Raw genomic sequence first — 12,404 nt, forward strand, 5'->3', positions numbered from 1 at the left:
TTTTTACAATTAAAATGCCTTTTACGGTTTTATGACAGATTGACATAAGGAACCATTAAAGCTGTCTCATTTTGTTCTAACAAATGCTGAAATTTTGTTAGTTCATTTGTTTTAAGTTTAATTTCAATATCTAATTTTTCAAAAGTGGATAGATAACTGATATTGTCTTCCATTAGAGTAATACCATCTATACCATTTTGTTTAATTAAAGCCGAAATTTGCTCAGCTTCTTGTTGGTCGTGAATCGAAGAAGGAACTGACAAACTGATGCATCTTTCTTTTTTATGAGCCAATTGAGAGAGTTGTAAAAATTCTATTTTGCACCATTGGAGATTACTTCTAAAAGCACTCATATTTAAGTGTACACCAATATCAAAGGCACCGTGTTTTATGGCTTGCTCTAGTTCAAAAAGTTTTACTTGGGTTAAGGCACATCCTTCTTCACCACCAATTGTGGTATAAATTGGGAGGGAAGAATTGTCTAAATCTCTCACGGCTTTTTTAACCCAATATGGCGAAAGGTGAAGGCCTTTTAATGGCAAAGTGCGCCCCATTTCAATTAATTGAAGCACACTTTGTTCATTATTAGAATAGTGGTTTACATCTGCGATGATGTTTTCCCAATTCATTATTTTAATTGTTTTAGATAAAGTTGAATGGTATTTTCTAATCCGTAATATAAAGCATCACATACTAAAGCATGACCAATAGATACTTCATCCAAACCTTCAATATTTTGATGGAAGTAAGCTAAATTATCTAAATCTAAATCGTGTCCAGCATTTAAACCTAACCCTAGTTCAACAGCTTTTTTTGCAGAAGCCACATAAGGAGCAATAGCCTTTTCTTTGTTGTCATGAAATTGTGCAGCATAAGGTTCAGTGTATAATTCTACACGGTCTGCACCACAAGCATGAGCACCTTCTACCATAATTGGATCAGGATCAACAAAAATAGAAACACGTATTCCTTTTGCTTTTAGATCAGAAGTTACTTTAGTTAAAAACTCTTTGTGTTTTACAGTATCCCATCCTGCATTAGAAGTTACAGCATCATCTGCGTCAGGAACTAAAGTAGCTTGTTCGGGTACTACATCTAGAACCAACTCCATAAAACGGGGTTCAGGGTTGCCTTCTATATTGTATTCTGTAGTAACTACTTTTTTAAGATCGTAAGTATCTTGTCTTGTTATATGTCTTTCGTCAGGACGAGGGTGGATAGTGATACCTTCAGCCCCAAATCTTTCAGCATCTTTTGCTACTTGTTCTAAGTTTGGATTATTGCCACCTCTTGCATTTCTAATAGTAGCAATCTTATTTACATTCACACTTAAACGTGTCATAAGTATTTTTTGATTTAATGATACTCGAACAGATGATTGGATCATCAATCCTAGTTTATATCCTGATTTTTTACAAAAATGATGAGAATACTTTATAGATGGAAACAAATCATCTAATTGTTCATGAAAGCTCTTCAAATTTTTGATTTTTTCAATCAATACCAACTTCAAAACATCTTTTTGATGATGTATACCTACATTAATCATTTAAGTGGATAGGAAATTTTAATGATTTATGTATATTAATAGCAATCGTAACATAAGTTGTTATTTTTGTATCGATATTAGAATTAATTTTGTCGTACAGGCAATTAAAATACTTAACAAGAACATGAGTTTAAAAGACAAAATTCAAGAAGCGATGAAAACCGCAATGAAGGCAAAAGATAAAGCCACATTGGGTACGCTAAAGCAAATAAAAGCAAAAATACAACTTGCAGAAACAGCAGAAGGAGTAGGGACAGTCTTATCAGAAGAGCAAGAGTTAAAGCTGTTAATGAAAGAGGCGAAACAAAGAAGAGAATCTGCAGATACTTATAAATCAGGAGGAAGAGAAGATTTAGCTGAGGTTGAATTAGTGGAGTTAAAAGTAATTGAATCTTACCTTCCACAACAAATGTCTGAAGAAGAAGTAGAAGCAGCTGTAAAAGAATTAGTAGCAGCCGTTGGAGCAACATCTCCAAAAGATATGGGCAAAGTAATGGGCGCAGCCAATAAAAAATTCGCAGGTGTAGCCGACATGAAAGTGGTATCTGCTAAAGTGAAAGCAGCTTTATCATAAATAATAAAATAATTCATAAATCTAACTTAAAGTAAAGACGTGCAACAAGATTTAGGATTTCTTACTTCATACATTAGAGTGACTGATATATTTTTACTAGGAACAATTGTTTATGGAGCTTATAAAGGTTTCAGAAGAGGGTTTTTATTAGAAATAATATCAACAGTGGTATTTATCATAGGTGCTTCTTTAATCTTTTTTGGTGTAGCAGGAGCATTTTCATCTTCAAAAACATATTTTGAGATGCCTAAATCTACCGTATTTTTTGCCTATGTAGTTTTCTTTTTTGGAGGGACAATGGGACTGAACCTATTAGGTAAGTGGCTCCAAAATAAAATTGACTATTCTGTATTAGACGATTTAGACAATGTAGCAGCTTTATTATTGGGAGGGTTTAAATATGCTTTATCATTATCTGTAATACTTGGTTTATTTAATTCTGCAGGGTTAGGGTTACCCTCTGATGTAACGGAAGATTCTGTAGTTTATCCAAAATTATTAGACTTAAACGATTGGGTTCTAGATGCAGGAGGTACGATAATGCCAAGTATGAAAAGGTATAGTAAAGAAATACACGAATTATTTGAAGAAAATTTATAGAAAAAGGGAAGTTAAATGCTTCCCTTTTTTATTTTTGCATCGCATACTCACTTTGAGGTAAGTACTAAGAATTAATTTTTGGCTTAGAACTTATAGATTTAATAAAAGAGAAAATTTCTTATTTGATTTCCAGAATAACCAGCAATGATATTATTATTAGATAACTTCGATTCATTTACATATAATTTAGTAGATTATTTCTCTCAGTTAGGAAAGAAAGTCGAAGTAGTTAGGAATGATTCTCCTTTAGAAGAAATCACTCCTTACAAATATGAGGCTGTAGTATTATCTCCTGGTCCCGAAACACCCGATAAAGCTGGTAATATGATGGAGGTGATTAATTATTACCATAAAACCCATCCTATTCTAGGGATATGTTTAGGGCATCAAGCCATTGGTGAGTTTTTTGGCGGAAAAGTGCATAAAGCAATCAAACCAATGCATGGGAAGATGTCAAAAATCTCATGTGATACTAATTCTTTGTTATTTCAGAATATTCCAGAACAATTGACAGTGGTAAGATATCACTCATTAATCTTGGATCACCTTTCTGATAACATTGAAGTGGTCGCTAAAACAGAGCAAAATGAGGTAATGGCAATACAACATAAAACGTTGCCAATTCATGGGGTTCAATTTCACCCAGAAGCAATTTTGACAGAATTTGGGCTTGATATTTTAAAGAATTGGATCGCCTCTTGGTAGAAAAAAAACATTTTATGCCCTTTTTTCCCAAATTGTACAAAAAAGACCTATTAAAGTACATGAGATTATTGCTAATCTATGCTTATATTTATAATGAATAATTAGAGTACGATACTAAATTATTCTTTGCCTTGAAATTATTTCTACTATGATTCTATTTGATTCTACTTTTTAGGCACGATCTAAATGAAAAATAAAGCACTCAAAAAATATTTATGGCGAGGCTAAAACATATTGTAAAACAATTATCAGAAAAGGATTACGAGGCCATCAAAACTAATTTGGTGGACAGCAATGCAGAAAAATCAGCATATTTACTTGCCTCGATGAGAGAGAAGAAAACATCTGATCAGCAAATAATGAATGAATTGGATGTGAATACCAATGCATATTATACATTGCGTTCTCGACTTAATCAAAAGATTGAAGATTATCTACTTCAACAAATGGAAAGTCCAAGGGCTGACCTATTAAAAAAAGTAGCTAATATTCATGAAATGGTCTTTACTAAAAAAAGAGCCATATCTATCGTTACTCTTAAAAAGTTAGAAAAGGAATTATTAGATTATGACCTTTCTAATGAGCTAACAGTTGTTTATAAAGCGCTTAAAAAACTACATATCAATTCCCCAGATTTCTTTAATTATTCCCAGCTTTACAATAAGCACGTTGCATACATGTTGGCTGTTGATAAAATTGAAGATATTTTGGCAGATTATTTTAAAAAGTTTGGAGTATATGCTTTCACAGGAGATGAAACGGATAAACTAGGATTAGACCTCTTACACAAAGAGATGAACAATACCTGTAAGCTTTATGAATCTCATCGTCCTTTCGTGTATCAGAGTTGTATGAACATCTTTCATAGACTCTTTATTGAGGATGAAAGTCAAGTAGCTTTAAATGCTGTAAAACAAACCGATGAAGAAGAACCTATAGAAGATATTTTCCATAAGATCGATCAGATTTTTGATCAATATCATATGGATTCAATTTATTTCCATCTAAATAATGTATTTGAATTCTTAAAATTAGAATATTATACACATTACGGTGTATTTAGAAAGGCAAGTAGGTATTTTGATGCTGTCAATGAGGATGTTCAAGCCTTATTAATGCATAGTAATCAGTATACATTCCCATCGCAGTTTTTACAAACAAAATTGCAAAGAGCATTACAAACAGATACACAAGGTGAATTATTCGAGCAGAACAAAGTTGTCTTTGATGATTTCGAGCCAGATGATAATGATATACCAAATTATGTTTCTTATATCGTCTACCGTTCAATTTCTGCTTATTATGCCGAGGAATTTGATGAGGCAGCAAGATTCTTAAATAACTTGCTAAATGAAATCAGTTTAAAGAAATATCCTCATGCCTTTTTAGAAGTGAAATCGCTTTTGGCCTTACAGTATGTTTGTATAAGAGATTTCGAATTATTTAATCAATTAGCCAATAGTATTCAAAGACAAATTCGTTTAATGGGTAAAGAAAGTTGCCCGTCGATTACCTTATTCTTAAAAATGTTGAAAACGGGTATGTCTGAAGCAAAACGAGATAAGATGGCTAAAGTATCTAATATAATAACACGGTATACACAAATAAAATCACCTTACATTTTTGCTCCTACTAGAAGCATAAGAATGGACGATAGGTTTATACGTTTAGTGAGTGGTGAATTAGATTAATCTCATTAAAATATAAAAAAACACTTCAACCTTATTATCATTAAAGTTGAAGTGTTTTTTTTATGATCAAAAATTTTAGAACTGATGATAACAGAGTTGTTGTACTTTGTTGTGATAAAAATAAAACAACAAAAAAGGTTGTCTCATAATTTAATGAGACAACCTTTATAGAAAAACTAGAATGATCTATACTTCTAATGCACTTAAGTTTTTCTGTGTAAGTGGTTTATTTACATATTTTTTTACATAACTATAATTCTGAGATCGACTTATATCTTGTGGATTAATAGAAGATGTCAACATTATAATTTTACATTTTTCTTTTGTTTTTTCCTCTAACTGATCAAAAAGATCTAGAAATTGGAATCCATCCATTAAAGGCATATCAATATCTAAGAATATCAATTCAGGTAACACTTTATCAGCTATGTCACCAAGTTTTTCGATATTTCGTAAAAACTCAATGGCGCTTTTAGCCCCTGAATGTATAAATATGTTATCGCTGATTTTTGAAGCCTCAATCATCTTTTGGTTAATAAGATTATCAATCTCATTATCGTCAATCAGCATAACTGAGTAATATTTTTTTTGAGCCATCTGGTAAAAGTAAAGCTGTAGGGAATAAGAGTTAATGAAACATATACCTACTTGAAGTCAACAAGTAACGGTAGCTGTTGAGCAGCTAATCTTTAATCAATATAACTAAACCGTATTGAATAACAAAGACATATACAGATAATTAACAAGGTATAGCGTATTATTCGTGTAAGTTTTACGTTATTAATTGTAAGAAAAAAGACGTACATCGTGGTTTCTAAATAATAAAAAACACTAAGATGTACGTCTTAAATAGAGTTATATATCAAATTTAATACCCTGAGCCAATGGTAAAACCTTACCATAGTTTACGGTATTCGTTTGTCTTCTCATGTAAGCTTTCCAAGCATCTGAACCCGATTCTCTTCCTCCTCCAGTTTCTTTTTCTCCACCAAAGGCACCGCCAATTTCAGCACCCGAAGTACCGATATTAATATTAGCAATTCCACAATCAGAACCTGAAGCACTTAAGAAAGCTTCTGATTCCAATAAATGATTGGTAAATACTGCCGAAGAAAGTCCTTGTTTGACATCATTTTGAATCTTAATGGCATTCTCAATTTCACCACTATATTTAATTAAATATAATATTGGAGCAAAAGTTTCTTCTTGAACTATTTGATAATTATTATCAGCCTCAATGATAGCTGGTTGAACATAATTTCCAGAAAGTCCTTCTGCTTGGTAAGCATCTCCTCCTGTTAATAATAGACCTCCTTCTTGTTTCGCTTTTTCAATCGCATTCTTAAATGCTTGAACAGCATCAGCATCAATAAGAGGACCTACTAATTTAGATTCATCCAACGGATGACCAATGGATAGGGATGGATATATTTTTAATAAACGATCTTTCACTTGATCGTAAACAGTGTCATGTACAATTAGTCTCCTAGTAGAAGTACAACGTTGACCACATGTACCTACAGCACCAAATACTGTTGCACGAATGGCCATTTCAATGTTTGCATTTTCAGTAATAATAAGTGCATTATTACCGCCTAATTCTAAAAGAGACTTACCAAGGCGAGCACCAACAGCAGCACCTACTTTTTTACCCATTCTTGTCGATCCAGTAGCTGAGATTAACGGGAAGCGATTGTCGTGAGACATTGATGCTCCAATTTCAGCATCACCAATGATATAACTGAATAAACCTTCTGGAAGGTCATTGTTTTTCAATACATCTTGTAAGATATGTTGACAAGCAATGGCAGTTAAGGGTGTTTTTTCGGAAGGTTTCCAGATACAAACATTCCCTCCGATTGCTGCAATCATAGAGTTCCAAGACCAAACGGCTACAGGGAAATTAAAAGCAGAGATAATTCCCACAAGGCCCAGAGGATGCCATTGTTCAAACATTCTGTGATCTTGGCGTTCAGATTTCATCTCTAGACCATACAATTGTCTCGACTGACCCACAGCAAAATCGCAAATGTCGATCATTTCTTGGACCTCACCCAAACCTTCTTGGTAAATTTTACCCATTTCATAGGTAACCAGTTTCCCTAAAGGCTCTTTGTACTTTCTCAAAGCTTCTCCGATCTGACGTACAATTTCACCTCGTTGTGGTGCAGGTAAAACTCTCCATGAGTTAAATGCATTTTGAGCAGTTGTTACAATGGTTTCAAGATCTTCTTGGGTAGCCATTTCTACCTCAGCAATCAATTGTCCATCGGTAGGAGAGTAGATTTTTCTAGTTTCTCTACTTGGATCTAAATCGGCAAAAGTTCTACCTGTAGCATAGGCAGGGTTACGTTTTTCAATTCCTAATTCTTTTAAAAAATCAAGAGCGATGTTCATGGCGTTAATGTTTATATTCGATGTGTTTATGTAGGTAAAGTTGTATAAAAAAAGTGAGACTTTGGTAAATCTCACTTAAATATTTTTGTTGCTATGCTGATCTATCAGCTAGTGATTATTTATTAATTCATCATTAAATAGGCTTTGATGAAGTCATTTAAATCACCGTCCAATACTTTTTGAACATCAGTTTTTTCAACGGCTGTTCTAATATCCTTTACTAATTTGTAAGGGTGCATTGTATAGTTTCTGATTTGAGAACCAAAATCAACTCTTTTCTTAGAGCTTTCTACTTTTGCTCTTTCAGCATTTCTTTTTTCTACTTCTTGTTGATATAGCCTAGACTTTAACATCTTAATGGCTTTCTCTTTATTTTGTAATTGAGAACGTTCTTGTTGACATTCTACAATAATTCCTGACGTGTGGCGTAAACGAACAGCAGTTTCTACTTTGTTTACATTTTGACCACCTGCTCCACCAGAACGGAACGTTTCCCAAGTAATATCAGCAGGGTTAATTTCTATTGAGATAGAATCATCTACAATAGGATATACGAAAACAGAACCGAAAGTAGTATGACGTTTTCCACTAGAATCAAAAGGACTAAGACGTACCATACGGTGTACACCTATTTCTGATTTTAAATATCCGTAAGCAAAATCACCTTCAAATTCTAACGTAGCTTGTTTCATACCTACAACTTCACCTTCATGAATATTGACGGTTTTAACTTTATATCCATTAGATTCTCCCCACATTTTGTACATACGGAAAAGCATTTCTACCCAATCATTAGATTCAGTACCGCCAGCACCAGAGTTGATCTCCATAATTGCAGAAAGTCCATCTTCTTCAGCATCTAACATCTTTTTCACTTCTAGTGCTTCGATGGCCTCTTCCGTTTTTTTACCTTCTGTGTCTAATTCTTCTTGATCAACATCTCCAGCTTCAAAAAATTCAAATAGAGTTTCTAAATCTTCGGTCATAGATTTTATTTCTCCAAACTTATCTACCCAAGATTTTAATCCTTTGATTTCTTTTAATAGTACTTCAGCAGTTTTAGGGTCATCCCAAAAACCGGCAGCAGTTGTTACTTTCTCTTTCTCCTCAATTTCTGATTTTTTATTATTGATATCAAGGTATCTTTCTAAGTCGTTAACTCTACCTAATAAATCTTTTAACTGCGCTGAATTCATGATATATTATAAAAATTACCCTAAGGTAAGTGCGTATTTTGTATTTGAGAAATCAAATATAGAGGATTTTTTTTAGGCAAGAGTAATCCTTTTTGAGACTAATTGATGGAAAAGATGATTACTTTAAAATAATTTAAGATTTTTTTTTCATCAAAATGAACTTAATGTGTGTCGGGTATATAGAATGCCAACGCTAAATTTTTAAATTTGCCTTTATGAATAAGACAAACGGAAGATTTTTAACTCTTTTATTATTAGCGTTGTCACTTTTTTCTTGTGATAAAATTAAAGGTGCTTTCGAGAAAGCTGTTGAAGAAGAGAATATTAAAAGTAATCGTGTAGCCTTAGCTAAAGTAAATGATAAGGTTTTATATGATACTGAATTAGGCAATTTATTGACAGAAAGAATGTCAGCTTCAGATTCGCTAAATATAAAAGAGAGATACATCAATACTTGGGTGAGAAAAACAATTATGTTAGAAAGAGCTCAAACTAAAGTTGATGTTGAAAAATTAGATATTAACCGTAGGTTAGAGGAGTATAAATATCAGTTGATCATGCACGAGTATGAAAGACAATATATTGCTCAACATTTGGACACATTGGTGACACAAGAACAGGTAAAGAAGCATTATGAATCTAATTCTGATGATTTTATTCTTAAAACCAATATTGTTAGGGGTGTCTTTTTAAGATATCCAAACAATGCTCCAGATCTTAAAAAGGTGAGAAAGTGGATCTTATCAAAAGATGATAATGATAAATTGAGATCTTCTGCTTTTGCTTATGCTGACTTTGTACATCTAGAAGATACTGTTTGGTTAGATCTTGATGAACTCCTCTTTGGAACTCCTTTTATGAAATCTCAAGCAGAAGTGGCAAAATTGTTGAAAAGAGATAAGTTTTGGGACGTATCCGACGAAAATAATACCTACTTTTACAAAATTGAAGATTATAAAATCGTAGATCAGGTTCCGCCTTTACAATTTGTAGAACAACAAGTGAAAAATGTGATTCTCGGTAGAAGAAAATTAAAACTGAGAACAGAGTTGGAGACAGAGTTGTTCAATGAGGCAACGAAGAACCAAGAATATGAGATATTTTTTAATGAAGATTAAACGCTAAACTACTCAAGAAGTAAGTGATCAAAAATATGAATAGTAAATTATCATCTATTTTAGGAGGACTTTTGATGATGATCTCCGCAGCGACTTTCGCACAAACAGACGCTGTTCCAGTAGATAAAATTATCGCAAAAGTTGATAATAACATTATTTTGTTGTCTGAGGTAGAGGCTGGATATCAACAAATGTTGACAAATGGCCAATACTCAAAAGATAAGCAAAAAGCGAAATGTGAAGTGCTGAAAAACTTGATTGTGAATAAAATCATGTATGCAAAAGCACAAATTGACTCTATTGAGGTTGACAATGCTAGAGTAGCGGAAGAATTGGAAAGACGTATGCAGTATTTCATTCTTCAAGCCGGTTCGCAGGAAAAATTAGAAAAAACGTTGGGTGCTTCTGTAAATGATTTGAGAGATGATCTTAGAGATCAGGTGAAGGAGCAGATGACTGTACAAACAATGCAACAACAAATTATTGCAGATGTTTCTATTACTCCTAAGCAAGTAAAGAAGTATTATGAGTCGATACCTAAAGATAGTATTCCTTTCTTAGCTGCTGAAGTGAAAGTAGGGCAAATTGTAAGAAATCCTAAAGTATCAGATTCAGAAAAAGAGAAAGCAAGACAACAGCTGTTAGATATTAAGAAAAGAATAGAAGCAGGTGAAGATTTTGCTGTTTTGGCTAAGCAATATTCTCAGGATTATGGCTCAGCAAGAAAAGGTGGTGACTTAGGTTGGCACGGTAGAGGTGAGCTAGTTCCAGAATTTGAAGAAATTGCTTTGACTGTTGATCCAAATGAAATTGCTGATCCTGTAGAATCAGACTTTGGATTTCACTTGATTCAATTATTAGAGAGAAGAGGTGGTCGCTTTAGAGCAAGACATATTCTTATTCGTCCTAAATCAAATTACCAGGATGTTAAAGATGCTGTTTCTTTCCTCGATAGTATTAGAACTTTAATTGCAAGTTCAGATACATTGGGTTTTGAAAAGGCAGTAAACCTTTATTCTGATGATCAACCTACAAGATCTAATGCAGGTTATTTTAAAAACCAATTAACAGGTTCTTCTTATATGGCAACAGATGAGTTAGATCCTGTGGTATTCTTTGCTATTGATACTATGTCAGTAGGTAAAACTTCTAAACCATTAAAGTATCGTACAGAAGATGGGCAACAGGCGGTTCGTATCATTTACTATTCTGAATATAAACCACCTCATTACGCTAACTTAAAAGATGATTATCAAAAGCTGCAGCAAGCGACACTAAACTCTCAGAAAAATGAGATTTTAGAAAAGTGGATTAAATCAGCTAAAAATGATGTCTTTATCGAAATCGATCCTGAATTTGATGATTGTGATGTAGTCAATAGCATCTAGCAATCTTAAAATATTTTGAAAGGGCTCACTGATTACATCAGTAAGCCCTTTTTTTATTAGATAAAATACCTTAATTTCAATATAGATTGTGATCGCCCCTTTTCATATAGATCATATTGTCAAAATACATTGAAAATGATGTGTTCTTATTTTCCATTTTATTGGGCGAAAACTGAAATAACAATTAAGACATGACATCAAAAGTTACTTTTGCTTCAGATAAAGACGCTGCAGACGCTTTACATCAGAAATATTTACAGCTTAAACAAGAGATTGGAAAAGTCGTGATCGGGCAAGAAGATACCGTTCACTTTGTGTTGACTGCAATTTTTAGTCAAGGCCACGCATTATTACAAGGTGTACCTGGACTAGCTAAAACATTATTAATTAATACCGTTGCTCAAGCATTAGATTTGGATTTTAGTAGAATTCAATTTACTCCTGACTTGATGCCTTCGGATATTTTGGGAGCTGAAACGATGGATCAAGACCGTCAGTTTAAGTTTGTGAAAGGCCCTATTTTCTCTAACATCATTTTAGCCGATGAGATTAACCGTACGCCTCCAAAAACACAATCAGCATTATTGGAAGCAATGCAAGAATATAAGGTGACCATTGCAAACAAAGAGTTTCAATTGGAGAAACCTTTCTTTGTATTGGCAACTCAAAACCCCATTGAACAAGAAGGTACTTATCCTCTTCCAGAAGCTCAGTTAGACCGTTTTATGTTTAATATCATCTTAGATTACCCGTCTTATTTGGATGAAGTAAATGTAGTAAAAGCGACTACTAACGATGAAAAGAAGCAGGTCGATAGAGTCATGTCGGGAGAAGAGATTCTTTATTTCCAACATTTGATTCGTAGAGTACCTATTGCTGATAATGTTATTGAATATGCTGTGAAGTTAGTACATAAAACTAGACCTAACACAGAGCATGCAGAAGAATTAACCAACAAATATGTTGATTGGGGTGCAGGGCCAAGAGCTTCACAATATTTAGTGATAGCTGCAAAATGCCATGCTATTCTTTCTGGTAAATATTCTCCAGACATTGAAGATATTCAAGCGGTAGCTGTTTCTGTATTACGTCATAGGGTCGTGAGAAACTTTAAAGCAGAGGCAGAAGGGATTTCTATCGTAGATATCATCAAAAAATTATTATAAACTAGACTTTTTATGTCTAT

Annotated in this window: 12 protein-coding genes; 7 read left to right on the plus strand and 5 right to left on the minus strand. The window is 33.3% G+C overall.

What is annotated here, in order from left to right; translation table 11 throughout:
- Positions 1-29: 29 nt before the first annotated feature.
- Together NH26_RS18760 and NH26_RS18765 are read right to left on the minus strand one after the other, a co-directional pair.
- On the minus strand, positions 30-629 hold the full coding sequence (locus NH26_RS18760) for a hypothetical protein (RefSeq protein WP_044223498.1): 600 nt from the start codon (positions 627-629) through the stop codon (positions 30-32).
- Positions 629-1,342: a pyridoxine 5'-phosphate synthase gene (locus NH26_RS18765; RefSeq protein WP_044223627.1), complete on the minus strand. Its 714-nt coding sequence runs from the start codon at positions 1,340-1,342 to the stop codon at positions 629-631. Before NH26_RS18765 ends, NH26_RS18760 begins: the two co-directional genes overlap by 1 nt.
- 331 nt (positions 1,343-1,673) lie before the next feature.
- Between NH26_RS18765 and NH26_RS18770 the strand changes: the two genes are divergently transcribed.
- The 4 genes from NH26_RS18770 (at position 1,674) to NH26_RS18785 (ending at position 5,119) form a co-directional block, all read left to right on the plus strand.
- The gene (locus tag NH26_RS18770; RefSeq protein ID WP_044223500.1) at positions 1,674-2,123 is read left to right on the plus strand and encodes a GatB/YqeY domain-containing protein; all 450 of its coding nucleotides are present in this window, start codon (positions 1,674-1,676) and stop codon (positions 2,121-2,123) included.
- Between the two features lie 39 nt (positions 2,124-2,162).
- Positions 2,163-2,723, plus strand: a complete 561-nt coding sequence (locus NH26_RS18775) for a CvpA family protein (protein WP_044223502.1) — start codon at positions 2,163-2,165, stop codon at positions 2,721-2,723.
- A gap of 144 nt (positions 2,724-2,867) precedes the next feature.
- A complete protein-coding gene (locus tag NH26_RS18780) occupies positions 2,868-3,428 on the plus strand; it encodes an anthranilate synthase component II (protein ID WP_044223504.1) in 561 nt (186 codons plus the stop codon).
- 215 nt (positions 3,429-3,643) lie between these two features.
- Positions 3,644-5,119, plus strand: coding sequence for a hypothetical protein (locus NH26_RS18785; RefSeq protein WP_044223506.1), 1,476 nt, complete (start codon positions 3,644-3,646; stop codon positions 5,117-5,119).
- Between the two features lie 186 nt (positions 5,120-5,305).
- Here the strand turns inward: NH26_RS18785 and NH26_RS18790 are convergent, their stop codons facing one another.
- The 3 genes from NH26_RS18790 to prfB form a co-directional block, all read right to left on the minus strand.
- The gene (locus tag NH26_RS18790) at positions 5,306-5,716 is read right to left on the minus strand and encodes a response regulator (protein ID WP_044223508.1); all 411 of its coding nucleotides are present in this window, start codon (positions 5,714-5,716) and stop codon (positions 5,306-5,308) included.
- Positions 5,717-5,974: 258 nt separating this feature from the next.
- A complete protein-coding gene (amaB, locus tag NH26_RS18795) occupies positions 5,975-7,516 on the minus strand; it encodes an L-piperidine-6-carboxylate dehydrogenase (protein WP_044223510.1) in 1,542 nt (513 codons plus the stop codon).
- A gap of 122 nt (positions 7,517-7,638) precedes the next feature.
- Positions 7,639-8,712 carry a peptide chain release factor 2 gene (gene prfB / locus NH26_RS18800; RefSeq protein ID WP_044223512.1) on the minus strand — a complete coding sequence of 358 codons (1,074 nt, stop codon included), beginning with the start codon at positions 8,710-8,712 and terminating at the stop codon, positions 7,639-7,641.
- Positions 8,713-8,927: 215 nt separating this feature from the next.
- Here prfB and NH26_RS18805 point away from each other — a divergent pair, with 215 nt between their 5' ends.
- The 3 genes from NH26_RS18805 (at position 8,928) to NH26_RS18815 (ending at position 12,384) form a co-directional block, all read left to right on the plus strand.
- Entirely contained in the window at positions 8,928-9,830 is a 903-nt protein-coding gene (locus NH26_RS18805; RefSeq protein ID WP_044223514.1) for a hypothetical protein, read from the plus strand.
- A gap of 35 nt (positions 9,831-9,865) precedes the next feature.
- Entirely contained in the window at positions 9,866-11,218 is a 1,353-nt protein-coding gene (locus NH26_RS18810) for a peptidylprolyl isomerase (RefSeq protein ID WP_044223629.1), read from the plus strand.
- A 191-nt stretch (positions 11,219-11,409) separates the two neighbouring features.
- Positions 11,410-12,384: an AAA family ATPase gene (locus NH26_RS18815; RefSeq protein WP_044223516.1), complete on the plus strand. Its 975-nt coding sequence runs from the start codon at positions 11,410-11,412 to the stop codon at positions 12,382-12,384.
- The last annotated feature ends 20 nt before the right edge of the window (positions 12,385-12,404 follow it).

Origin of the sequence: Flammeovirga pacifica, from assembly GCF_000807855.2 — a bacterium.
GTDB lineage: Bacteria > Bacteroidota > Bacteroidia > Cytophagales > Flammeovirgaceae > Flammeovirga > Flammeovirga pacifica.